This is a genomic window from Microcoleus sp. POL10_C6 (assembly GCF_036701585.1).
Classification (GTDB): domain Bacteria; phylum Cyanobacteriota; class Cyanobacteriia; order Cyanobacteriales; family Microcoleaceae; genus Microcoleus.
Window position 1 is genome coordinate 1 of the sequence record NZ_JAUBRB010000052.1, and the last position, 24,252, is coordinate 24,252.

Sequence of the window (24,252 nt, forward strand, 5' to 3'; positions counted from 1 at the left end):
TTCGGTGCTGCCCCTGCTGACTCGCTCAAAGGCTGCTAATAAGGTTTCAACTTCTGTTTCTCTGCCGTAGAGTTTTTGAGGTATTTGAAACTTATCTGTAATATCTTTTTGGGCGATCGCAAAATCTGCAATTCCTCCCATAGTTTTTAATTGTTCTAGGCATTCTTCTAAGTCAGCTATAATTCCCCAAGGGCTTTGATATCTGGCTTCAGCGGTTTTCGCTAATAGCTTCATCACAATATCAGAAACAGCTTTAGGAATTTCTCGATTGATTTGATGGGGCGGTACTGCTTGTTTGGCAATGTGACAGTGGATTAATTCCATTGCATCGCTGTAATCCCATGGCAATTGCCGCGTTAGCAGTTCGTAAAAAGTGACTCCTAATGAGTAAAAATCAGTGCGATAGTCGATCGATCGGTTCATTCTGCCTGTTTGTTCCGGCGATATATAGCTAAGAGTGCCTTCTAAAACATTAGGATTTTTCAGGCTAGGATTTTCGCGCTTTAAAACTGTAGAGATGCCAAAATCTATAATTTGAACTCGCCCTGTGCTTGAGTTAATAATAATATTGCTGGGATTGATATCTTTATGAATAATTTTATGTCGATGAATTTCACCTAAAGCCCTGGTTATTTTAATAGCTGTTAATAAAAACTCTTCTAAGGTAAGTTGATGAGAAGCCAACAAGAGCTTTAATGAGTCTCCACCACAATCCTCGAAAATGATAGCCAAACTGTTATGGTATCTTTCTAAGCTGTAGGTTTTAGGCACACTTTCTAGGTGAAGATTCTGTGTGATTTCGTATTCCTGCTTGTATCTGACTAACGAAGCTGGCATCGGATAATCTTGTTTGAGAAATTTGATAATTACCGGTTGGTTGTCTTCCTTTCTCCGTCCTCGGTAAACTAAAGAATTATTACTTTCATGGATTTGGTTGGTAATCTCGTAGCCCGGTAAGTTAATCATTCTTACAGCCTCTTGTCAGTATTAATACTCAATTATTTTTTTATATATTGTTAATTAATTAAGTATATGTATTATCTAATACATAATAATATCGGAAAATTTAATAAAAACTTAAGTTTAAAAAGAAAAGTTATTGTTTATTAACATTTCTTAAAAATAAGACGGCTAAACGTTCCGGTCAGGAGTACGATCGCTCCCCAGTTTCCTGCAAAATCCGGCAAAACAGAGTGAAGTGCGATCGCCCTTAGTCTTCATAGCAGATGTGGGCGTTGCATAATTAGAGTATAAATAGGGCGAATCACCATGCCATGAAAGCGAGTGCAAATCGCCTCTTTTTCCTTCTTCCTTCCACATCTTCATTACCAAGGATTACCAATCATTGTAAAGGCGGCCCAATAATAAGGATGCAAAAGCACGCGATCGCCCCGCGCCGCAATTTCCGGAGGCAAAATTAGACTTTCAGAAAGCCCTTCGACTCGCAACATCCCGTCTTGAATCCGCACGCGCCCCTGCAGCATCTCCAATTGCGCGCGCCGCAAAGCCTCCGCTTTAATCATCAAATTGCCACCGCGTTTGGGTGTCCGCAACTGGCGATAAAACTCAGTCATCAGCCCCAAAGTCCCCTCATCGCTGACTTCCCACAAACTCGCTAAAGCGGATCTAGCACCGCTAGCTACCGCCAAACCCGCAAACCCCAACTCCGCCTCTTCGTCGCCCAAGGCGGTACTGCACGCGCTTAAAACTAACAGATTGACCGGCGGTTCATTCCATCGCAACTGCCGCATTTGATCGATACGCAATTTACTATCCCACAACTGAATGTAAGAATTTTTTGGTTCCCCGGGCTGGAATTCGCTGTGAGTTGCTAAGTGAATGATACCAAAAGGTCGATTTGCTCGCTGAGCTTGCAAATTTCCGAGAGTAAAATCTTGATTCAAAAATGATTTTCCCCGATCGGGCGGCGCGATCGACTCTAACTCCACCGGTACCGCTGGTAATGGCGCTTTATCTTCAAATACCGACGCCCCCATTGCCAAAACTTCATCATCCGCAATATTGTCGTAGCGAGTATCAGTCAAACTCAGACTCGGCATCACGCTAATGCTGTATTTCTCAACTAAAAAGCCTTTGCCGTCGTGAAGTGCCGCAAACGGCACGCTCCGCAAACCTGCTGCCGGAATTACAATTAAATTGTCAATTTTTAAAGCTGTCAATTCTGCAGCAACTGGCGCAATTAACCACCGATAAAGTTTTTGCGCCGTATCCAAATAACTAATGCTGCTTCTTTTTCGGGGATTAGTTATTTCGCTTTGCAGGGCCTCGGCTAGTTGCAACACCTGCCAGCGCGTTGTCGCCGGAATTAAAACGCGCCTCGGTTCATCGTTAGCTGTTACTAACACTAATTCTAAATGCTCCCCGTTAGGAACATCGGAAACTTCTGTGCCATCCGGCGGCAACCTCTGGGCTAACTTATCTTCTAAGACGCGAGGGGGCCCGGAGGTGAGGTTTTTTCTCACAGGCAACAGATTAGATAAATCCTGAGTTGCCACCAGCACTGAACCATTTTCTTTGGCGGTGGTGGCAGCCAAGCCGCTGACCCAATTCATATAAATAATGGCAGATTTTATCCCGGTAATTTTTTCGTTTTTGCGAAGAGTTTCGTAAATTACCGACATATTACTAATCGGCGTTCTTGCGGGCAAGTCTAGATATTTTTCGTACTCGCGAGTAAAGGTTTGCTCAAACTCTAAAACTCCCGAACCGACCGAATCGAATCTGCGAGAAGGAGCGAAAATATCCGGCCTAATTGGGGAATGTTTGTATCTACTTTGCGACTCTAATTCTACTTGCAAAGATGCAGGAAGTGATGGGGGAGGCTCAGGATTTACGGGAACTACAGGCGGTGCGGGAATTGGTACGGGAATTGGTGCGGGAATTGGTGCGGGAATTGGTGCAGGAGTAGAGGGCGGGCCCGGTGTAATTAGGGAAATCTGATTTGGTAAATTTCCTTGGGTGTAAGTTTGTCCAAAAGAAAAAGTGGGCAAAATGGCGTTTCCCGCGCCAGCATTAATGCTTCCCAGGGTTCCATTGTCGATCGCGCCGCCAACTACAAACGGTCGATCGCTACCGCCTCCGTGCCCAATTGCGATCGCCCCCGCCCCCGCACCTCCGGCAGTAGAAATACTCGAAGAATTGCCCGATATATCGTTGAAAACATTGTTCGAGCGAAACAAACCGAGGGTTGTCACATCAACGCTGCCACCAACGCCACCAGTGCCACCTTGAGCATTGATAAAGCCCAACTGAATGTTATCAGTCGCGTTCAGGGAAACGCCTCCGCCGTTGCCGTTTGAAGTGCCGCTGGAGTTGATATCTAGAGCCGAAATGCCCGCTTTCGAGGTGACATCGATATTTCCGCCGATCGCCCCCGAAGCGTTCAAAGCTCCGGCAGTTAAAGGCCCAGCATTGGTTTGGAGAGCGATCGCGCCTCCTGTGCCCGCCGATGACGAGTCGATCGTACCTGCAGCAACAGTATTTCCCTCAACCCGAATCCTCCCACCATTCGAGGTAATATTACCAGTCCGAACCTCCCCGCTTCCTTGCAGATTCACACTGCCGCCATCCGTCCTTAAATTACCCTCTAGAAGGACGTTTTCTGCCTTGATATCGGCTCCCAAAGCGGCCGTGCTGTCCCCCCCGAAGGTAACGGCATCTCGCGCGTTAACGCTCAAAATGCGGGCTGCCATTGTGGAAGCAGCCGTCACGCTAGCAGCATCAGCCGAGAGCAGGCCCAACCTCTGAGTTTGACCGACTCTGCCGTCAAAAGTAATGTTGCCACCAGCGCGCAGCGTCAAATTATTTGCTCGGCCCGGCCTGCTGTCGAGGGTATTGGCAAAAGTGATATTGCCGGTAGTGGCGGCTAGGGCGGCGGTGCGATCGACTGTGACGTTACTATTGAAAGTCATGTCGCCAGATGTCGCAATATTGCCCGATACCTCGGTACTGCCGGCGTTTACAGTCAAACTCGCCAGCGGTGCAGCTTGACCGACTGTACCGCCGAACAGCACTCGCTGAGCGTCTAGTCTTAGGGCGTGAGATCCGTCTAGGCTGCCGGAGAACAGAATGTTGCCGCTAAGTTCCGTGCTCAAAGCCACGTCAGCATTGAGGGATGCGTTTCCTGTAAAAGTGAGATCGCCGCCGGATGTCGCAATGTTGGCGTTGAGATCAGTTTGGGGCGCGTCGAGAGTCAAGCTAGCGCTGCCACTTGTTCTCAGGGGATTGTCGATCCTGATCGAGCTGCCTTGAAGTGTCAGCGGGCTGTTGAAGGTAATGGGTGCGACGATCGCGATCGAGGAGCTGCTACCGTTTTCGCGCCCGATCGCGATCGAGCCGAAATCCCCCGCCAAAGCGCCGAGATCCCTTGCCGTCAAGTCCAAAATGCCCAAAATATCGCCGGTGCCACCGATCCGAATCGATCGGCTATCGTTGGGTTGCAAGCGAATTGTTCCCCCCGCACTGCTGACAGAATTGCTGCCACCTCTAAAGTCAATGCCGTTACCAGTGATAGCGATATTGCCGCCGTTGGCATTAAGTCCGCCCAGAGAGATGCTGCTGCCAAAAATGTTGATGTTGCCGCCTTGAGTCTCGATTGCGTCCTGGAAGTCATTGACAACAAACACTCCGCCGGATCTAAATGTTACGGTGTCTCCCGTTCTCGCTTGCAGGGAAAGTTGGTTATCGGGCAAGTCTTGGAGGGTGATGTAGCCGGGGGTTTCTAGAACCACGTTGCTGCCGGCTGCCATCTGTTCCAACTGTACTTCTGAGATCGATGTTTCATTGGGTTCAGGTGCCGATGCGAGTTCCCCGCCAGATGGCGCGCTGGTGGATCCGTTACCGCTGACGATCGTAATATTTGCCGGATCGAGCCACAAATTGCCGATCGCACCGTTAGTCGCGCGGGTATCGACCTGTCCTTGGAAAGTTAAAGCATTTTTGCCGGAAACTTCTACTCTTCCGCCGTTACCTGCGGCGATGCCCCCGCGAGCACTAATATTGCCGAAGAAGCGAGTTGTATTGTCTGACCAAATTACCGCAGTGCCGCCATTGCCACGGTCGATCGCGTTGGCTGCGATCGTAGAATCAGGACTAACATAAGTTACCAGTGCGTTCGGCACTGGTTCCATCCCCCGGAAACCCCCTCCGACGCGCACAGTACCTCCGCCATCTGTCCCGGAAGCATTGATATTTGCGCCGAAGAGTCCCACTTTTTCCCCTAAAATATTGACTGTGCCGCCAGCATTCCCAGAAGGGCCAAATACATTTACAGAACCGGAGACGATCGCACTTCCGGCAACTGCCGGCACTGTTTGGCTGCCAGTCAGTACCAATTGACCTTGTTCGTTAGTCGTTAAACCTGTGGCTGACGCTACGCCGGGTCCCGTCAGCAACTGAGGCAAAGAAACCGGGGCAATCACCGAGTTTTCTAACTGCAAAGACGGAGTAATTTCTAAACTCAATAAATTGCCACCTTGACTGATACGGACTGCATTTTGTCCCGGAACAGCAGCCACAGTAACTTGACCATGGGGAGCGGATAATTGTCCTGTATTAACAACGGTGCCACCGAGCAAAGTTAAACTTTGCCCGCTGCCAACTGCCAAGTTTCCAGCATTGACAATTGCACCAACTTGTGAGTTATTAAAATTAAATTGATTGGGATTTCCCAGTAAAGCTTTGTAATCATTAATTCCGGCAGAATTGAACCAGCGATCGCCGAAGCCAATACCTGTAGCAGTTGTCGCGAAAAAAGACCCCGGCACGTTTAATCTAGCATTTTGACCGAAGACAATTCCCGCCGGATTCATTAAGAATAAATTTGAGTTACCGCCGCTTACAGAAATCAGACCGTTAATGACGGAAACATTGTCACCGGAAATCCGCCCTAAAATATTTTGAATATTTGGATTAGTTATAAAATTAGCTATTTGACCTTCGCTGAGATTAAATTGGCTGAAGCTGTGAAACAGATTTGCCCCGTTTCCTGACAGTTGTCCGCCACTAATGTCTGTGCGGTTTTGCTCGGACTTAACAACAGTATTCGTGCCATCAGTAGCAGGAACTACGGGTTGCGATCGCACTGCTAGCGGTAGCAGCCCAAAACCTAATGTCAAAATTAGAGCAGAACGGAAATAGGTCATTGGAGGAAGCCATTAGTCATTAGTTATTAGTTCTTAGTCATTAGTCATTAGCCGGAAGGAAGAGGGAATTCAGAAAAGCCAATTCTCCATTACCAATTTTAATCTCTTCTCGTTTTGATTTTTTTTGAGCTGTAATGTTCCGCCCAAGTGCCAATAAACTTAAAAAGGTCGATCGAATACCGCCACCGCCGAGGGTCGATCGCACTCCAAAACCACCCGTTGCCAGAATGTCGGAAATTTAATGCAGATTTTATATTTATCTGTCGCAGGTATCTTGACAAAATGCCCTCAAAGCCTTATGATTGCAGCACTGACTGGGTGGGACGGCAAAAACCCGCAAAATAACTGGCTGCTCTAATGAAGTTAAAAACAAAATATTAATGCTTTTAGAGACCAACCATGCAAACTCCAGCTTTCCAATTTCTAACTGAACAAATAGTAGAGCGGATATTTTCGTCAGGCGAACTGACTCGCGATGACAGACAGCGAATTCAGTCAATGCTCTTAAATGAGTCGATCGGCGAAAATGAATTGAGCTTAATTGAAAGAGTCATGGAAGGCGTAGTCAAGGGAATACTTGACGTGCTCAATTAGTTGAGAACGGGCGATAACTTATCTAAACGTAGGGTGCGCCATGCCGCGCACCTTACCCTAATTTTAAATAAAAAAATCGCAAAGCGAAAAGCGAAAATTCTGTCACGGTTCTAAAAATCATCATCCGGGCTGTCATCCGGGCCGTCATTCGAGATTTCATCGCGACGCACAAGTTCAGAAGGAGGCCTATCGCTACTCCAAGCCCACCACACACCGCCACACTGGCATCGGTAAAATTCTTGCCACTTGCGGCGGTTGAACTCGGTGTATACTGGCGATCGGCGATTAATCCAGACCTCAGCGGCATCCGTACAGCTAGCGCCGCACTTGGGACAGCAAAACTCATTAGCGTGAACCGCCGTCGCAGTCCATTCAGGAGGATGTGGAGCAAAAGCTTCCATGTGTTAGAGTTTCTATTTAAACTGCTGGTAATTACGGCAAATCAAGGCTTGCTAAAGATCCGCAGAGTTCGGAATGACCTAAGCAATGACATAAGTACGCTGTTGAGTGCGTAATTTATCTGCCCGTTATTTTTTTTTAGCATTTGCCGTCAGATGAATAGTATAACTGATGTGGTGCAAGCCGTCGATCGGCATTCTCAACTATTTCAAGGACTAGGCTCATGTCTATCTACAATCTTATCTCGTTTCTGGGCATTTTTGGCTTATGTGCGATCGCCTGGGTTTTTTCAGAAAACCGACAGTCGAAGTATATACCTTGGCGCGTCATCATCTGGGGCATTGGCCTGCAATTAGTCTTAGGATTTTTAGTATTCCTGTTCCCCCCAACTCGCATCGCTTTAGAATGGTTTACTAGCTTACTGGATGGAGTATTCACCGCTGCTGACGCTGGAGCGAGATTTGTATTCGGGAGCAATGTTGTACCGATACCTGGTAAAGATCCGGCAGTTAATTTAGGATATATTTTTGCCTTTCGAGCTTTACCGACAGTCATCTTTTTTTCTGGCCTCATGGCCTTGCTATACAACATCGGCGTGATTCAAATTATCACCGAACTTTTTGCAAAAATCTTTTATATGACAATGCGGTTGAGCGGCGCGGAAGCCCTCAGCGGTGCGGCTAATATTTTCGTAGGAATTGAAGCGGCAATAGTCGTCAAGCCTTATTTGCCAAGAATGACTCGTTCGGAACTTTGTGCAATCCTCTCTTGCTGTTTTGGAACCGCTGCTTCTTCAACTTTAGCAATTTACGTTAGTTTTCTCAAGCCAGTTTTTCCCAATATTTTAGGACACTTAGTTTCAGCCTCAATTATCGCTATTCCCGCTTGTTTTGTTCTATCCAAAATCTTAGTGCCCGAAACAGGAGTGCCCCTGACAATGGGTGGCATTCCCAAGGAAGAACCCAAGCCTAAAGGCCGCGAGTTTGTGGGCGAAGAAATTTCGGACAGGGAGCGCGAAGAATTCACACAAGAGACTGTTGGGGGAGAACCCATCGAACGAGTCAGCCCTTTAGATGCAGCGATAATTGGTGCATTGGACGGTGTAAAAATGGCAGTAGCAATTGCCGCTGTTTTGATTTTAATCTTAGGCTTAGTTTCCTTAATCAATCAATTCTTTGGTTGGCTGGCAATTTTGCCCGGCCCCATCGGTGGCTTTTTCAAAGTTGTCACCTTAGCCAACATTATGGGATTTTTATTTTATCCCCTGACGCTATTAACAGGAGTTTCATTAGACGACTCTTGGCAAGCGTCAGTAATTATCGGTCGCAGGTTGTTAGAAACAGCCATTCCGCCCTATCAAAGTTTAGCAGAAGCATCGGCAAAAGGACTGGTGAGCGATCGTACAGTTTTAATTGTCAGTTACGCCCTTTCCGGCTTTGCCCACTTAGCATCCGTCGGCATATTTGTCGGCGGCACAATCGCCCTAATTCCATCCCGTCGCAAAGACATTTCCGAACTCGGTTGGAAAGCATTATTTGTCGGCACCTTAGCGACAATGATGATCGCTTGCATCGCCGGCACCTTTGACACCGGAGACGCCAGCATTTTAGGCGCTAAAACAGCCCCTGCAGCCCCGCTAACATCCCCTGAGTCTCCAAAATCATCGGCATCCCCAGCCGCGAATTCAAAACCGTCAGTTGCCCCAGCAATTGCCAGTCCAAAGCCGTCGCCGAAGAGTGAAAAAGCAACTCCGAAAGCTCAATAATCTCCCAAATCAGACTCTAAGAAAAGTCCTTAAATGAGCTACGGGAAAAGGACACGGCAATGCCGTGTCCCTACAGATTAGACTCAAATTGCAAGCATTCCCAAACTATCTAAAAATTATCTGCGTTTATCTGCGTTTATCTGCCTTGAATCTGCGGTTGACATATTAATCAAAATTTTCTGCAATTAGGTCTAATTACCAATAACCAATTCCCAAAAAATATGAATCCCGATCCAGAAATTCGCCGCCTGTTAGATGTGATGCCCGCTTCGGGCCGCATGATGTGTAAAATTATTAATAAGCCCCAACAATCAACGGTAATTGACTGCGATTTTCCTTTGCCTTGGAATCAATCTCGCCCGATTTATATTAATTTTGATTTGTGGCGGCTGCTATCTAAGCCGCAGCGGGATTTACTGCTATTGCGGAATGTAAGTTTTCTGTGCAATTTTAAGTGGTTTAAACCGGATATTTATCAAGGTGCGGCTCTGGCGGGAATTGTCGGGACTGTTGTAGAATTGTTGCAGGGAGATGCGATCGGCACTGCGATCGCGGGCGGTTTGACAGGACTCGCCATGACTCGAATTTGGCGCGACAACCGCAGTTCCCAAGTAGAATTAGATGCTGACGAAGGGGCGATTAGAGTAGCGGGAAGGCGTGGTTACAACGAAGCGGAAGCGGCCGGACATTTGCTTGGGGCGATCGAGGCTGTGGCGCAAATTGAAGGGCGCAGTTTAGATTTTAACGAGTTGATTCGGTGTCAAAACTTAAAGGCGATATCGGGTATTTCGACGGTGGGCGTGCCCGATAGTGTAAGGAAAGATTGAAAAAAACCTAGATATAATCAAGATGGAAGCCCATAAAATTCACAACGATGCTAATCCTGCCAAAACTGGAAAACCTGCGCGATACTCTACCTATAGAAGGAGCTGTCCGAATTGAATTAGTGGAAGACATACCAATTTTTAAAGCCTCCACAACTGTCAAAAATCGCATCCAAGAACTGTTGGACAAACAACAAACTTTCCCCCTAAATCCTGACGAAGAACAAGAACTCAATCTTTACGAAGAAATCGACGATTACCTCAGTTTTGTAAATCGGACTGTCCGCAATCTTTTCTTGGGTCAGATTCAGCCTACTGTGTAGAAATGTCCCCTCGCCCTCAAATCCCTGAAAATATCCAAAATCAAGTTCGTCAGAGAGCAAAAGGTCTGTGCGAATATTGTCATGCCTCGGAGTCATAAATTTATCGATCGCTCTTTCTAGTCGATTGAACTGTCGTTGCGGGCGATCGCCAAATCAGGAACAATGATAAACTTGATATTCATACCCATCCACCGCAGGCAACTCGCGCGATTCAACCTGGCATTTTTGTGCTTCTAGATTGATAGGTGCGCGAAAATTAACCAACCACAAATCAAGCGGGCGTTCTAATTGACTGAGTGTTTTGTCAAGTGTATCTGCCGCTATTTCTGGTGCATCCCTTCTCTGATTAGCCAAAAGAAACAGCGGAGAATCAAAGGCTTTAACTTCTTCTTTCTTCCTAACATCCCTTACATCCGTTACATCCCCTACAAAATCCTTTGCCGAACTTCTTTCCCATTCCCACCCTATCCCCATCAACTCTCCTATTTCTACATGAGTCTTTTGAGTAGTGGCAATTACCACGGGAACTTTCGATACTTCGCGCATAATCGGAATTAAAATATCGGGTTTGTAATATTTGCGATAGCCGAGATTGGAATTTACTGTGACACCGCTAAAAAAACCCATTGCTAAAATTAGCACCACTGCTTTTTTGCCCGAAACTTCGATCGCCCGTAAATTAAACGATTGACTTTTTGCTGTAGGTGTGTTAAAAATAACCGCCAAGGTTGCTCCTAAAAGCAATATCACCCCCGGAAAGTAGACGAAATTGTATCGTGCGCCGCGAGTGAGGTCAATGCCAAGAATATATGCAAAGCTGAAAAATAGGAAAATTGCTCCTAGCACAAATCCGCCGAAAATAACAGTACCTAAACGAGTATCGGGGGCTGTTAAGGACTTTTTAAGAGCGCTAAACAGGATGGGAAGCACCAATATAAAAAATATTGTCATTACGATCGCCGATGCTACTACTACTACCAAATTTGGCGATTCCACCGGCAGCAGAGAGATGACAGTGATCCATCCAGCTAAAGCTTGAAAAATCGGCGCGATCCAATTTAAAAATGTGCGATCGCCGCTGACAATCCAATTAGTTAGTTCGCTGCCGTATTTATTGGACAAAAATACCGGCAACCAAACTAAACCGCCAGCTAAAGTACCCATCGCTACTGCGAAAAACCGCCAGAGGATTTGAAATGGCAAAATATTAGGCTGCTGGCTGTTGTCAATTGGCAAATTTCCATTAAACTGCTGCCAGATTACAGCAATTAATGCTATTGCTTCCGCACACAAAGCCAGTGTAAAAAAATAGTGGGAGGCAATTCCCAAACAATTAACAACTACCCAAAGTAGCACCGCCCAAATAGGCAGAGGAGCGCCCTGTTGCAGCTTTTTTGCAGCTAATGTGAGGCAAAAAAGAGAGGCAATAACTAATAAGATTCCTAAAGTGTAATGGCGAGCTTCTTGAGCGAGATAAATGCCGTAGGGAGAAACTGCCATCATCGCGGCTGCACATTGACCGACTAAACGAGAACTAAAAGCAAATTTCCCCAAAAAGTAGATAGCTGGAACTGAAATCACGCCCAATAATGCAGGAAGAGCTCGCCCTATCCAAACTAAACTATCCTCGGTCGGCCCAAACAGTCGCATCCACCAGTGGGCGAGCATAAAATACACTGGTGGATGGTTGCTTTCTAGCAGCAAATTGCGGAGCACGTCGGCGGTGTCAGCATCGGGGCGCAATTGTAGGGGTTGTAATAATGTAGAAAGGTCGATCGCGCGATCGATCGGCACACCGCGAAAACTGTTGCCCAAACTAAAAACTAGAGTAGAAAACTCGTCTGTCCACAGCGGTTTCGAGTTTAAATTGGCAAAGCGCAAAATAAAGGCGATCGCCGTCCACAGAAATAGCAACAACAGTTGTTTGTTCTTAATCATTAATTCATTCATTCATTTAAATGCAGTTGGCCGTTGGCTGTTGTCAGTTGTCAGTTTGGAGTTTTTAGTTGTCAGTTCCAATAACCACTAACAACTAACGAATAGCCAAACTAAAAACTATTTTTGAACGTCCGTCACCCGCCAACTCAGCTTCATATTGATCCAGAAATTCCACAGAGTGACAGTCGATATCGCAATCAACTTAGCGCAATATTCGTTTACCTTAAAAACATTAAACAGCAGATTCACCAGCAGCACATTCATAATCAAGCCAATCAAACAAATCACATTAAATTTCAACAGCCGTTTCAAGCGCTGGCGCTTTCCAGGCTGCCGCTTAGAAATATCACGAAAAGTCCATAAATCATTCCACAAGAAATTATTGATAATTGCCACTTCAGCAGAAAAGATTGCACTGCGAGTCAGCCCCAAACCAAGGACAGTCCGCAGCAGGTAAAAAACTCCCATATCCACAAACACGCCGCTGAAACCAACCACGCCAAACCGCAGGAATCGGCTCATGGGCCAGCGGGCAAACCGCAACCGAAGCAAATGTCGCAAATAGTCAATATACTGTTTCCAGGTAACTTTGCTCTCGCCTTCTTGCCGCTCCTGAAACACGTAACCAACTTCTCCAATCCAGCGGATATCGCCCCTGCCGAGCACTTCAATCAATATTTTGTAACCAGCAGGATTCATGGTTTTGCCGGCTATGCAAGTGCGACGCACCATAAAATAGCCACTCATCGGATCGGAAACTCGGCCCACCACTCCCGGCAGGATCACCAACCCCACGGTTTGAGCGCCCCGCGATAAAAATCGCCTGACAACGCTCCAGTCGCTCACCCCGCCCTCGCCCACGTGACGACTTGCAGCAGCTAAATCTGCTCCCCGCTGAATTTCTGCTAAAAGCTGCAACAGCGTCTCCGGGGGATGCTGCAAGTCGGCATCGATGACGCCCAAAACCTCACCCTGAGCTACCTGCCACCCGCGAATTACCGCTGTGGAAAGTCCCCGCTCTTCTTCCCGGCGCATCACCCGCAATTGCGGATATTCCGGTGTCAGGGACAGGGCGACTTCCCAGGTGCGATCGGGGCTGTCGTCATCGACTACAATTAATTCGTAGTGGCCGGGAAGGATACCATCGAGCAATTGGCTCAATTTTTCCACAATACTCTGGATATTCCTGCGCTCGTTGTAGGTGGGAATTACCAGGGAAAAATAAATTGGCGGTGTGCCTGCGTGTACAAAAGTTGAACCGAAAGTCTGTATAGCAGGAATTTGCAAAGGCCCCGACGGCACTGGCAAGACCTGATTTGGTTGGTAGCTGCCCATAATTTGAGTGTTCAGAAAGTTAAGAATAGTTTGGTAGCACTTGAGATTGTAAAATATCGTTCCTCCATAATTGATTAGTTAAAATATAAAAACGCCTTAATTCTAGTCAGTAATTCTGTAGCTGAGTTAAAAAGAAAACTGTGGATGCAATTCTCGATCGAGCTTTACAAGGTTATAACATCTCTTCTGCAGAAGCCTTGGTACTTTTGCAGCAAACAGAGCCAGACGCGCGAGCTTCTATTCAAACAACCGCTGACTTGCTCCGCCGCCAACAATCAGGAGATACTGTCACCTACGTTATCAATCGGAATATTAATTTTACTAACATTTGCGAGCAGCATTGCAGTTTTTGTGCATTTCGCCGCGACGAAGGAGATGAGGGCGCTTTTTGGTTAGATGCAGCTCAAATTCAGGAAAAGGCAACTGATGCAGTGCAGCGGGGTGCAACGGAAATTTGTATGCAGGGCGGCTTAAATCTTCAAGCTAAGCTAAACGGCGCATCTTTGCCTTATTATCTGCAATTGGTGAAAACTATTAAGGATAAGTTTCCTCAGTTGCACTTGCACGCTTTTTCGCCGCAAGAAATAGAATTTATTGCCAGAAAAGATAATCTGAGTTTCAGCTATGTAATTTCGGCTTTGCGGGATGCGGGAGTTGGTTCGATGCCGGGAACCGCAGCGGAAGTTCTCGACGATTCTGTGCGACGGGTGATTTGCCCGGAAAAACTAAATTCGGCAACTTGGCTGGAAATTGTGGGAACTGCTCACAGTCTGGGTTTGCCGACAACGAGTACGATGCTGTGCGGGCATATTGAGACAGCCGAACAGCAGGTTTTGCATTTAGAAAAAGTGCGATCGCTCCAACAAACTGCGATCGACCAAGACTATCCAGCACGCATTACAGAATTTATTTTACTACCATTTGTCGGACAGGAAGCACCGGCTCCTTTGCGGAGTCGAGTCGGCCGCGACCAACCAGTTTTAGCAGATACATTGTTACTCACCGCTGTATCGAGAATCTTCTTAGGCAACTTGATTTCCAATCACCAACCCAGTTGGGTAAAATTAGGTTTAGATGGAGCTACAGAAGCGCTGAAATGGGGCTGCAACGACATCGGCGGTACATTGATGGAAGAGCACATTACTACAATGGCTGGTGCGGTTGGTGGCAGTTGTCAATCTGTGGAAGATTTGCAAAATGCGATTCGTTCTTTGGGGCGGAGTTATCAGCAAAGAGATACAATTTATCGACCTTTAGGGGTTGACAATGTGGCAGTAAGTGTGTAATTTTTTGGATGGGAAGTGCGAAGTGCGTAACGTGTCCTACGAGTTTAGCCGTTAGCGAAGCCCTCGGAGAGGATCGCACTTTCAAATTCTTCTAGCGCTTGACAACTTCCTACCTGCAAAGCACGTTCCACTGTAGCAGGAATCATCTGGGCGATCGCGATTTCTGGAAAATTCGGACTTATATCGGATTCTACATACTCTCCATCTTGCAGCAAATAAATGCGAAGTCTGCCGCTGTCGTAAACCCACACTTCTGGAACTCCAATAATTTTATAGGCATCGATCTTCGTTTTAGAAGTAACATCCGTCTCAATTGCCAAATCGGGCGGCGGATCATCCGGTAAAAGGTGGCGGCGATTAATCATCCGCTGATAATTTAGAATATAAAAGCAAGCATCAGGTTCAACTCCTGCTGCACCTTCCCGTTTGAAAGTAGTAGAACCAAAAGGTTCATATCTTCTGCCCGCTGACTTGAGTAAATTTTTTACAATATCGGAAATTACATCTTTCGGAATTTCCCGATCTAGTAAGGGAACCATAATTTCTAACATACTGTTGCTGTAGGCAATTCTGGTTCTTCGTTTTTCCCCTAATTCCTCCAAAATCGACTCAAATTCCAGCCAACTTATATGGGGAATAGTTACGACACTACCGGGAGTAAGCTCGATCTGGCTAACAGGTTTGAGCACGGGGGTGATAACAATCATAAGCTGAATTGCGAGCTAGTTGTTAAGTTTGTGCCAAGGGCAGGCAGGATGCCTACCCCACAAGAGTTTTTGGATATATCTGTTGAGTTTAGCACGGGCAACGAGAAGAGATTCGCGATCGCACTTTTCACTAAATTCTAGAAAGGTCGATCGCACGTTTAAAACTTTATTCCAACCGGATTAACTTAACTAACAGACTCATTATTTCTCCCTGATCGGGTGTAATAATGATGCGATTGTCGGGAATGGCGATCGGATGTGTCCAACGAACAGCTTCCTCGTAGCGCAATGCGTGCAGTTGGTGGATAGTTCGGCGTACCCCCACCGGCGAACCGATGATGACGTGACGGACTGCTTCGCGATCGCCCTCAAAGGTTTGGTTGGTTAAAACATTCGGCGATGTTTGGTTCGATGATGAATCTTGCAACATAGCTTTGACCAATAATTTTGGATAGGTTTGATGCTTTGTAACGGTAAAACCGCGTACAATAACAAGTTGAAGAAAAGACAGCAATTCCCCTACAGCACAAGTGGCTTAACTGGTGCTGTCTAATCTCTATTAGGTTAACTCTAAAGTAATTTAGGGTAGATGTCAATTATTTTAGGCACACCCCAAATAAATTAATATAACTTAACTAATAGCCTATGGAAACCTCAGAAAGAGCCGATCGATCGCCCCTAATGCGACTGAGAGTTCAGCGGTTTATGACTCAAAAGCAGCTAGCAGAAGCACTTGGCGTTACGGAAGCGACGGTAAGCAACTGGGAAGCTGGGCGATCCGTACCGAAGCTAACGCCTGTTCAATACAAGAAGTTGTTAAAGATTTTGCAAATTACTTCCGATGAATTACCAGACCAATTTGGTTTTCCCAGCGATGGCGATCGATAGAATATTAAGAGTGGCAAATAATAATGATACTGTTTACCTTCTCAGCCAATTAAAAATGTGGTGGTTCATCAAAATGACAACTCTGACCGTAGAAATTCTTTGTTCTGAGGCGGCAATATTTTCAGCAGCCGAGTCTCAACACCCGGAACCTCTGCTTTACGGAATCACAGACGGAAAGGCTGTTGGAACATATTTGGAGCAAAAGTTCAGACTCTATCTCAAGCAGCAATATGAATTTATAGATGGCAATTCAGCAAGCGGCATCGATTTCCCAGGGCTATTGGTTGACGTGAAGGTAACAAGTGTTAGGCAACCGCAGTCGTCATGTCCTTTCAAATCTGCAAGGCAAAAGATTTTTGGGCTGGGATATTCACTGATTATCTTTGTTTACGAAAAGAGAGACAACAGTACCATCCGAACTGCAACGCTGAATATTTTGCATACAATTTACGTTAGTGCCGAAAGAACAGCAGATTTTCAAATGACCCGTGGAATTCGCTATATTTTAGATAACGAAGGCAATAAAGATGATTTGCTTGCTTTCATGTTTGACAAAAATCTACCTGTTGACGAAATTGAAGCAGGTAACATTGCAGACGAAATACTGAGAAACCCACCCTTGCAAGGTTTTTTGACCATTTCTAATGCGTTGCAATGGCGACTTCAGTATGGAAGGGTCATTGAGCGTGCCGGACAACAGGAAGGTGTTATCGCAGTTTATAAATCTAACCAATGAGTTCTAACAATCGCAAAACCAAACTAGAATACGGCGATTTTCAGACACCGCCGGCATTAGCCGAGATGGTATGTCGAAAATTAGTAGAACTTAATGTCAATCCTGGCACCATAATTGAGCCGACGTGCGGTATCGGTAATTTTATTCAAGCTGCTGCACGTTCGTTTCCATCCGCCGCCAAAATTATCGGGGTTGAAATAAATCAAAATTACTTAAAAGAAGTCAGACTAAATAAGCAATTATTTCAGGATGAGAGATGCGATATTTGGCACGGAGATTTCTTTAATTTTGATTGGAAATCATTAGTCGATCGGTGTAGCACTCGACTGCTTGTACTCGGCAACTTTCCGTGGGTGACAAACTCGCAACAAGGAACTATTGGTAGCGAAAATTTACCTAAAAAAAACAATTTTCAAAATCACAGTGGCTTAGATGCTCTCACAGGTAAGAGTAACTTCGATATCTCAGAATGGATGCTGATTCAGGCGGTGCAATGGCTGCAAAAGCGCGATGCCGATCTAGCGATGCTTTGCAAGACTTCGACTGCTAGAAAGTTATTGAATTACCTTCACTCTCAAAAACTCAATCTCGCTAACTGTGCAACTTACAAAATAGATGCTAAAAAATATTTTTATGCAAATGTTGATGCTTGTTTGTTAGTCTGCCAATTTGATGCTCATTCGCGAAACTACTTCTGCGATGTATTTAGCAGTTTAGAAACTTCAGACTGTCACCGAATTGGATATCACAACAATCTCTTGGTTAAGGATATAAATTCTTTCAGTAAATTGAGTAATTTATATGCTGTGAATTCAGGAACCAAATGGCGATCGGGTGTAAAGCACGACTGTTCTAACGTGATGGAGTTTCGCAAAATAGACAATTATTTTGTAAATACATTCGGAGAAGTTGTCGATATTGAGGACACTTATCTGTTTCCGCTCATCAAAGGCTCTGGTGTTGCTCAAAATCGAATTAATGCTACCGATCGATATATGCTCATTACTCAAAAATTTATCGGGGAGTCAACTGAAAATATCAAAAAAATAGCTCCTAAAACCGGGCGCTATCTGGAGGATTGCGGGCAATATTTAGATAATCGAAAAAGCAAAATTTATCAAAACAACCCTCGATTTTCGATTTTTGGAGTTGGCGATTATACCTTCAAACTTTGGAAAATTGCGATTTGCGGGCTTTATAAAAAACTGGATTTTAGGTTAATCGGTGAAATAGCTGATAAACCTGTGGTTTTTGATGATACTGTTTACTTTCTCGGCTTTGACGACGAGGGAGTTGCGCGTCAAACTTTTGAGCTTTTGAATTCACCGGCGGCGATTAACTTTTATTCAGCGATCGTATTTTGGGATGAAAAGCGCCCGATTAAATCCAGTATTTTAAATTGTCTGAATCTGGCACTACTGGCAGATTGGGAGTTTGTAACCGCAGATGCACGCAGATAAACGCAGATGGATAGAGATATAATTTATATTATCAGTAATTCTGAAAACCTATAATTCTAACTTTACCCAAGCTCGTAAACTTCGAGGAATTTGTGGAGTGGCTGCCTGAAAATTAGGCAGTAAGCTGATTATAACTCACATTTTTCAGCATTTGCATGAACAGGCAAGATGCCTGTTCCAGAAGAGATCAATTTTCTTGTGGAGTGGGCCGAAGAGCCCGCCCCAAAAAGACTTATCTCTCGCGCTTTTACACCTTAAACTTCTCCACAATCCGTCTCATCGCTTCCTCCACATTCTCCCGACTATTAAACGCCGAAATGCGGAAATAACCCTCACCCGCCGCACCAAAACCAGAACCCGGAGTTCCCACCACATTGCAAGTTTCCAGCAACTTCTGAAAGAAATCCCAACTCGACAAACCGTGAGGCGTTTTCACCCACACATAAGGTGCATTTTCGCCACCAAAAACCTCGATTCCCGCCGCTGTCAATTTCTCGCGAATAATCGCAGCATTTTCCATGTAAAAATTGACTAAAGCCTGAATCTGTGCCTTGCCAGCCTCTGAATAAACCGCCTCAGCACCGCGCTGCACGATGTAAGAAACTCCGTTAAATTTAGTAGATTGGCGGCGGTTCCACAACTTCCAAATTTCGACATCGGAACCATCTGCTGCTTTTCCAGTCAAAGTCTTCGGTACCACTGTCAGTGCACAGCGAGTACCCGTGAAACCAGCATTTTTGGAAAAAGAACGAAATTCGATCGCACAATCCCGCGCCCCTTCAATTTCGTAGATAGAATGCGGTAAACTCGGATCGGTAATATACGCTTCGTAAGCCGCATCGAAGAAAATAATCGAACCGTTAGCTTTAGCATAATTTACCCAAGCTTGCAAGTGTTCCTTGGTTGCAGTTGCCCCCGTCGGGTTATTCGGGAAACACAAGTAAATTAAATCGACTTTTTTGTCAGTGGGAATTTCCGCAGTAAAATTGTTTTCCGCTGTAATTGGCAGGTAAACTAAACCCCCGTATTCGCCATTTTCGTTCGCATCTCCCGTGTGTCCAGCCATCACGTTAGTGTCTACATACACCGGATAAACTGGATCGGTAACTGCGATCGTGTTATTGTTGCCAAAGATATCGAGAATATTGCCACAATCGCACTTAGAACCATCAGAAATAAAGATTTCCGAAGCATCAACATCGCATCCCCGCGACTTAAAATCGTGCTCGGCAATTTTCTCCCGCAGCCACTCATAACCTTGTTCCGGGCCGTATCCTTTAAAGCTATCCCGCGAACCCATGTCTTCCACCGCCTTCACCATCGCCTCCCGACAAGCAGCCGGTAGCGGTTCAGTCACGTCGCCAATCCCCAGCCGGATGATGGGCGCTTCGGGATTCGCCTCTGCATAGGCTTTCACCCTGCGCCCAATTTCGGGAAACAGGTAGCCGGCTTTGAGTTTGAGGTAGTTGTCGTTGATAGTTGCCATAGTTCGATCGCTACAAATGTCGTAGAATAGCTTACTCCCAATTGTCTCTCTCCAGAAGCAGGAAGTTCGGCAACCGATGCTGTAAAGGATTTAACCGATGTGACGGAAGAGGTTCACGGAAGAGGAAGATTTTCCCCACTCGGACACTCAAACACTCGGATACTCAGCCATTACAGGCAATCTTCTCAGTTGCTGACCAGCCATTGACCAAAAAATCAAACTATCTTGTATAATCAGAATAGTGTGCAGTGCAGAAACCATTATGGACGAGATTGAGTACGCCAAACTCTATCAGGAACTGGCGGCAATTCTGAATGAGTTTAATTTAGGTTGGGTAGTTCAACAAGTAGCAGATACTGTAGAGATAGGCAAAGTAATTGAAGAGCGATCGCTCAAAAGAAAAACACCCCTGCTCAAGATAGAAGATTATACAGCAAAAGAACAACTTTTGCTGTTAATTGATGCAGTCGAGCAAGCGACGGTCAACACTTCCGAAATGGAAGACGAAATTGCTTATTTCTTAAAAGTAGAATCCGAAACCTCTCCCCTCGGCACAAAAATTACCTTTGCCAATTCAGGTGCCGAAACTGCCAAAACAATTGAGTTTACCTCCAGCGTCACAGCCCCCCGCCACAAACAGGCGATCGCCCTCAAGCACTTGCTCGAAAAACTGCCCTCCGGGCCCAGCAACTACGCCATAAATTCCGAAATTAAAAGCAAATTAAAAAGCTCGATCGATCCCGAATTTAACACAGCGGCAGAACAATCCAGAATTTTTGACACTTACCTCTTTACCATCTTGCTAAAAGCAGTTGCTAATGAAGGCGGTACCATTTATTACAACAATGTTTTAGACGACGAAACACCGAAATATTTAACCTTTAGAAAAACAGCGGGAAAAATTCACGGAACTGCACATCCCTATACTCATGCTGTTGTGGAATTTCCCGACAAACCCGCCCTGGAAGTTCACCTAGGAGTAAAAGTCCAAGGTAGAGCCGGAGTTCTGCACAACTGCAACGTTTTAATTTTGTCCCAAAAAGAAGCAAATATCTGCCGCTTGCTCAACCGCGAACCCCGACACTCGCAGGTAATTTTAGCAGTAAAGTCGGAACACAGCACCTCGGAACTAAAACTAGAAATGGCTGGTGCTTTTATCGGCTTAGCGTCAGATATTCGCTACGAAGGTGGCAGCTATTTCATTTCAAACAGTTACTCTCAACCCGTCGCAAAACTCCTAACTACCGCTCGCAAAAAATGGGAGCTAAACATTTTTCCGAGAGCCACAAACGATGTCCACCGGCTGATGTACTCGTTTCAAACTATCTTTAAAGACTTTAAGGCCAGAAACTGATTCGATTAATCAGGACTAAGGCCAACTGGCACAAAAGTCTTGCTATATTTTTTGTGTTAGGTTTCGTTCCACGAGCCTAACCTACTGTCTGATGCAAGTAAGGACTGTTTTTCTGGTTGTTCCCGGAGGGGTAAATTCGAGTTTCCTAAATTTGCCCGGTTAAATGTGTCTGCTAATGTATCTGCTAATGTATCTGCTACATGAGCCAAGAAAATAATCTATCATGTTGCGAGCACCCGAACCTTACGAATAATGTTTAAGAAAGATAAATCTTCCCTGCTGTTTACGATCGGAGCCGCCACACTTCTGATCGGTTTAGGCTTTGTCACCTACTACCTCGTCATTTCCCGTGGGCCCGCCAAAGATTTGCCGCCGGGGGCAACGGTTGTCCCGCAAGATACGATGATGGCCCTATCCATCACCACCGATGAATCCCAGTGGAATAAACTGCGAGAGTTTGGCACGCTGGAGTCAAAAGCTTCGTTTGAGAGGTTTTTAACGGAAATGCGCGATCGCCTGCTCACAAGCAACGGCTACGCCTACCAGCAAGACATTCAACCTTGGGTTGGTAACACAGCAATGGTAGCCTTTCTCCGCAACAAAATAGCTATACCAGCCCCCTCGCCGGCACCCAACGCGCCCCCATCTCCGCCAATTCAACAGTCAGTGGCAATTATCCTGCCAATTGCCAACCCGATCAAAGCCAAAGAATTATTAGCAAAATCCAGACCCCTCAGCCAAGGAAAAATTGTTGAGCGTAATTATAAAGGTGTGCAAGTCACAGAAACTCAAGGCGTACCCGATCGCAATTTCTCCGTCGCGGTACTCGGCACAAGCTATCTAGCAGTCACCACAGATCCTAGCGCTACAGACAGAATAATCGACACCTACAAAGGCGAACCTTCCCTAGCAAAAACCCCTGGCTATGCAGACGCCATAGACAAAATAAAAAGTCCGGGCGCCTTCGGTCAAATCTACGTCAATATGCCCGTTGCCACCGCCTATGCCGCCGCCAACTCAGCCCGTGAAATTTCGCCAGAAAGCCTCGAAAAACTGCAACAAAATCAGGGATTTGCCACCACAGCGACGCTGGATGTAGAAGGAATTGCCTTCAAATCAGTCTCTTGGCTAAAACCCGATTCTACCAGAAGGATAGCAGTAGAAAACAATGCTCTAAAAATGGTTAACCGCCTACCAAACAATACAATAATGATGGTATCCGGCGGCAACTTGCAGCGTTTGTGGCAAGACTACGTATTAGGAGCCGATGCAAACCCGATTTCCCCAATTAATCCCCAAGTTTTACGCACAGGTTTAAAATCCACTACCGGCTTGGATTTAGATAAAGACTTGATGAACTGGATGGCGGGAGAATTTTCTCTATCATTAATACCAGCGCCCGCCCAGAATCCCAGAGACAAATTTGCTGCCGGATTTGTATTTATGGTGGAAACAAACAACCAGGGCGCAGCGAACAAATCCCTGAAACAGCTTGATGAAACGATGAAAAGTAAAGGATTTAGAGTGGAGGAAATTCAAGTCGGCGGCAAACCGGCGATTAAATGGACATCGCCGTTTGGAGGGATTACGGTAACTCGCGGCTGGATGAACAATGTAGCGTTTATGACAGTAGGAGCTCCCGTGGTTGATGCGATCGTTCCGGCACCGAAAAGTCCGCTTTTAAGCAGCGAACTGTTCCAGAAAACTGTCCGATCGCAACTTCAACCCCACAACGGCAATTTCTTCATCGACACCGAGAGTGCGTTTAACCCGAAAAACCTAGCTTTGCCGGAGTTTCCTCCCAACCAAAAAATGTGGATAGACGCCACGCGGTCGATCGGCGTTACAGCGGCCGTCATTGGCGATCGTACCACCCGTTATGACGCTTTTGTCGGTCTCAAAAAATCCACCCCATCCACTCCTTCTGCAAATCCTTCACCGCGCCCTGCTTCACCGCGCTCTGCTTCACCCAGTCCCTCGCCCACTGTCCAAACTTCACCCAATTAACTCTTAAATCCTGCCACAAATCCGCCTGCACACCCCCTTAAACACCAACAGGGCGATCGATTAAAACCGAAAAGCAGCAGCTCAAAATCGGCAATAGTGGAGTTGACTGCAAGAAGGAAATAGAGTCGGATTTAAGGAGTTTTACTTCACAAAACCTCACACAAATAAACCCAAAAGCCCGGTTTTTTAAATAAACCGGGTTTCTGAACACTCTAACAATTTGACTTACTGAAGAACAATTCAGCAGCCAGAATCCAGAAGGGATTCTGTGCGACAGGATGGAGAATCGAGGTTTAAAGCCCCGATTTTAATCGTGGATCACAAAAATTCTTTCCGTGACCCTTAACTCTCACTTCAGGCAGGAGGTATTCTACCTTCTGAATTCTGTCTTTTGACTCCTTCTCATTTCTTCTTTCCATAATTTTAATTTTCGGCAAGCGTATAGTATTTTTTCTTGTGTATAAAATATTTGGGGATGTTTCCCGGTCAGTCTTGGAGGCAGAAACCTAGTTTTTGAACCCCCATCCTTCCTTCAGACTATCAATAATATTTAAAAAACCGGGTTTCTAGGCGTCGGATAGCCTCTAGAAAGGCCGTTTTTGTTATGTTTTATTAATATGTCATGCGGAAGATACAGAGCCTAGGCATTTCAAGTTATATTTAGAATGTGGAGAAGATACTCTGAAAAAATTGCAAAAGCAGAGGCAAATTCTACCCATTGACTCCTAAATGCACTTGCAGTCAGGAACCCGGTTGCTTCATAAATATAGCGTCTTCAACTGTTCCGAAAAACCTATGCAGATATTGGCATTCCTAGTCAGCACCTGTACAACATCGGAACCTGCCGTCAAGCGTCTTAACTGACCACTTTCATCTGGTCATAACACCGTGATGTAAACACCAGCATTATGCAGTGTCGAAGGCGATTAAGGAACGAGTAAACAGGTTGATAAAGCGTATCGCTTTCCTAACAAGGGAACGTGAAC

At 45.7% G+C, this 24,252-nt stretch carries 18 protein-coding genes; 10 read left to right on the forward strand and 8 right to left on the reverse strand.

Annotated elements, in window-relative coordinates; genetic code table 11:
- Together QUA34_RS23450 and QUA34_RS23455 are read right to left on the reverse strand one after the other, a co-directional pair.
- Positions 1-966: protein kinase domain-containing protein (locus QUA34_RS23450; protein WP_333389424.1), on the reverse strand; the 966-nt coding region annotated here is incomplete at its 3' end.
- A 359-nt stretch (positions 967-1,325) separates the two neighbouring features.
- On the reverse strand, positions 1,326-6,164 hold the full coding sequence (locus QUA34_RS23455) for a CHAT domain-containing protein (protein WP_333389426.1): 4,839 nt from the start codon (positions 6,162-6,164) through the stop codon (positions 1,326-1,328).
- A gap of 399 nt (positions 6,165-6,563) precedes the next feature.
- Between QUA34_RS23455 and QUA34_RS23460 the strand changes: the two genes are divergently transcribed.
- Positions 6,564-6,758, forward strand: coding sequence for a hypothetical protein (locus tag QUA34_RS23460; RefSeq protein ID WP_333085563.1), 195 nt, complete (start codon positions 6,564-6,566; stop codon positions 6,756-6,758).
- A 110-nt stretch (positions 6,759-6,868) separates the two neighbouring features.
- Here the strand turns inward: QUA34_RS23460 and QUA34_RS23465 are convergent, their stop codons facing one another.
- Positions 6,869-7,159, reverse strand: a complete 291-nt coding sequence (locus QUA34_RS23465; protein WP_333210323.1) for a hypothetical protein — start codon at positions 7,157-7,159, stop codon at positions 6,869-6,871.
- 221 nt (positions 7,160-7,380) lie between these two features.
- On the opposite strand from QUA34_RS23465, the gene QUA34_RS23470 reads away from it, so the two are divergent.
- From QUA34_RS23470 to QUA34_RS23480, 3 genes are all read left to right on the forward strand, one after another.
- Positions 7,381-8,922 carry a nucleoside transporter C-terminal domain-containing protein gene (locus tag QUA34_RS23470; RefSeq protein ID WP_333389428.1) on the forward strand — a complete coding sequence of 514 codons (1,542 nt, stop codon included), beginning with the start codon at positions 7,381-7,383 and terminating at the stop codon, positions 8,920-8,922.
- Between the two features lie 221 nt (positions 8,923-9,143).
- Positions 9,144-9,749 carry a DUF3318 domain-containing protein gene (locus QUA34_RS23475; protein ID WP_333389430.1) on the forward strand — a complete coding sequence of 202 codons (606 nt, stop codon included), beginning with the start codon at positions 9,144-9,146 and terminating at the stop codon, positions 9,747-9,749.
- A 47-nt stretch (positions 9,750-9,796) separates the two neighbouring features.
- Positions 9,797-10,069, forward strand: a complete 273-nt coding sequence (locus tag QUA34_RS23480; RefSeq protein ID WP_333389432.1) for a hypothetical protein — start codon at positions 9,797-9,799, stop codon at positions 10,067-10,069.
- Between the two features lie 153 nt (positions 10,070-10,222).
- On the opposite strand, the gene QUA34_RS23485 is transcribed toward QUA34_RS23480, so the two are convergent.
- The gene (locus tag QUA34_RS23485; RefSeq protein ID WP_333389434.1) at positions 10,223-12,007 is read right to left on the reverse strand and encodes a glycosyltransferase family 39 protein; all 1,785 of its coding nucleotides are present in this window, start codon (positions 12,005-12,007) and stop codon (positions 10,223-10,225) included.
- Positions 12,008-12,124: 117 nt separating this feature from the next.
- Positions 12,125-13,342 (reverse strand): glycosyltransferase, encoded by a 1,218-nt coding sequence (locus tag QUA34_RS23490; protein WP_333389436.1) that lies wholly within the window; start codon positions 13,340-13,342, stop codon positions 12,125-12,127.
- A gap of 140 nt (positions 13,343-13,482) precedes the next feature.
- Between QUA34_RS23490 and cofH the strand changes: the two genes are divergently transcribed.
- Positions 13,483-14,628, forward strand: coding sequence for a 7,8-didemethyl-8-hydroxy-5-deazariboflavin synthase subunit CofH (gene cofH, locus QUA34_RS23495; protein ID WP_333389438.1), 1,146 nt, complete (start codon positions 13,483-13,485; stop codon positions 14,626-14,628).
- A 44-nt stretch (positions 14,629-14,672) separates the two neighbouring features.
- Here cofH and QUA34_RS23500 read toward each other — a convergent pair whose 3' ends face one another.
- Positions 14,673-15,335 carry a Uma2 family endonuclease gene (locus QUA34_RS23500; RefSeq protein ID WP_333389440.1) on the reverse strand — a complete coding sequence of 221 codons (663 nt, stop codon included), beginning with the start codon at positions 15,333-15,335 and terminating at the stop codon, positions 14,673-14,675.
- Positions 15,336-15,501: 166 nt separating this feature from the next.
- Entirely contained in the window at positions 15,502-15,765 is a 264-nt protein-coding gene (locus tag QUA34_RS23505; RefSeq protein WP_333389442.1) for a hypothetical protein, read from the reverse strand.
- 215 nt (positions 15,766-15,980) lie between these two features.
- Between QUA34_RS23505 and QUA34_RS23510 the strand changes: the two genes are divergently transcribed.
- The 3 genes from QUA34_RS23510 to QUA34_RS23520 are packed head-to-tail and all read left to right on the forward strand — an operon-like array spanning position 15,981 to position 18,419.
- Positions 15,981-16,223, forward strand: coding sequence for a helix-turn-helix transcriptional regulator (locus tag QUA34_RS23510; RefSeq protein ID WP_333324182.1), 243 nt, complete (start codon positions 15,981-15,983; stop codon positions 16,221-16,223).
- Entirely contained in the window at positions 16,177-16,959 is a 783-nt protein-coding gene (locus QUA34_RS23515) for a restriction endonuclease (RefSeq protein WP_333324180.1), read from the forward strand. Before QUA34_RS23510 ends, QUA34_RS23515 begins: the two co-directional genes overlap by 47 nt.
- The gene (locus QUA34_RS23520; protein WP_333324178.1) at positions 16,956-18,419 is read left to right on the forward strand and encodes a class I SAM-dependent methyltransferase; all 1,464 of its coding nucleotides are present in this window, start codon (positions 16,956-16,958) and stop codon (positions 18,417-18,419) included. Before QUA34_RS23515 ends, QUA34_RS23520 begins: the two co-directional genes overlap by 4 nt.
- A gap of 247 nt (positions 18,420-18,666) precedes the next feature.
- Here the strand turns inward: QUA34_RS23520 and QUA34_RS23525 are convergent, their stop codons facing one another.
- A complete protein-coding gene (locus tag QUA34_RS23525) occupies positions 18,667-19,905 on the reverse strand; it encodes an LL-diaminopimelate aminotransferase (RefSeq protein WP_333389444.1) in 1,239 nt (412 codons plus the stop codon).
- A gap of 262 nt (positions 19,906-20,167) precedes the next feature.
- On the opposite strand from QUA34_RS23525, the gene QUA34_RS23530 reads away from it, so the two are divergent.
- Positions 20,168-21,259, forward strand: a complete 1,092-nt coding sequence (locus tag QUA34_RS23530) for a hypothetical protein (RefSeq protein WP_333389446.1) — start codon at positions 20,168-20,170, stop codon at positions 21,257-21,259.
- 252 nt (positions 21,260-21,511) lie between these two features.
- Positions 21,512-23,266 (forward strand): DUF3352 domain-containing protein, encoded by a 1,755-nt coding sequence (locus QUA34_RS23535; RefSeq protein WP_333389448.1) that lies wholly within the window; start codon positions 21,512-21,514, stop codon positions 23,264-23,266.
- The last annotated feature ends 986 nt before the right edge of the window (positions 23,267-24,252 follow it).

Bases quoted from the DNA above. Each gene is read 5' to 3' on its own strand.
- QUA34_RS23455 (WP_333389426.1), bottom strand. From the start codon at position 6,164: ATGACCTATTTCCGTTCTGCTCTAATTTTGACATTAGGTTTTGGGCTG.
- QUA34_RS23460 (WP_333085563.1), top strand. From the start codon at position 6,564: ATGCAAACTCCAGCTTTCCAATTTCTAACTGAACAAATAGTAGAGCGG.
- QUA34_RS23465 (WP_333210323.1), bottom strand. From the start codon at position 7,159: ATGGAAGCTTTTGCTCCACATCCTCCTGAATGGACTGCGACGGCGGTT.
- QUA34_RS23470 (WP_333389428.1), top strand. From the start codon at position 7,381: ATGTCTATCTACAATCTTATCTCGTTTCTGGGCATTTTTGGCTTATGT.
- QUA34_RS23475 (WP_333389430.1), top strand. From the start codon at position 9,144: ATGAATCCCGATCCAGAAATTCGCCGCCTGTTAGATGTGATGCCCGCT.
- QUA34_RS23480 (WP_333389432.1), top strand. From the start codon at position 9,797: ATGCTAATCCTGCCAAAACTGGAAAACCTGCGCGATACTCTACCTATA.
- QUA34_RS23485 (WP_333389434.1), bottom strand. From the start codon at position 12,007: ATGATTAAGAACAAACAACTGTTGTTGCTATTTCTGTGGACGGCGATC.
- QUA34_RS23490 (WP_333389436.1), bottom strand. From the start codon at position 13,342: ATGGGCAGCTACCAACCAAATCAGGTCTTGCCAGTGCCGTCGGGGCCT.
- QUA34_RS23500 (WP_333389440.1), bottom strand. From the start codon at position 15,335: ATGATTGTTATCACCCCCGTGCTCAAACCTGTTAGCCAGATCGAGCTT.
- QUA34_RS23505 (WP_333389442.1), bottom strand. From the start codon at position 15,765: ATGTTGCAAGATTCATCATCGAACCAAACATCGCCGAATGTTTTAACC.
- QUA34_RS23510 (WP_333324182.1), top strand. From the start codon at position 15,981: ATGGAAACCTCAGAAAGAGCCGATCGATCGCCCCTAATGCGACTGAGA.
- QUA34_RS23515 (WP_333324180.1), top strand. From the start codon at position 16,177: ATGAATTACCAGACCAATTTGGTTTTCCCAGCGATGGCGATCGATAGA.
- QUA34_RS23520 (WP_333324178.1), top strand. From the start codon at position 16,956: ATGAGTTCTAACAATCGCAAAACCAAACTAGAATACGGCGATTTTCAG.
- QUA34_RS23525 (WP_333389444.1), bottom strand. From the start codon at position 19,905: ATGGCAACTATCAACGACAACTACCTCAAACTCAAAGCCGGCTACCTG.
- QUA34_RS23530 (WP_333389446.1), top strand. From the start codon at position 20,168: ATGGACGAGATTGAGTACGCCAAACTCTATCAGGAACTGGCGGCAATT.
- QUA34_RS23535 (WP_333389448.1), top strand. From the start codon at position 21,512: ATGTTTAAGAAAGATAAATCTTCCCTGCTGTTTACGATCGGAGCCGCC.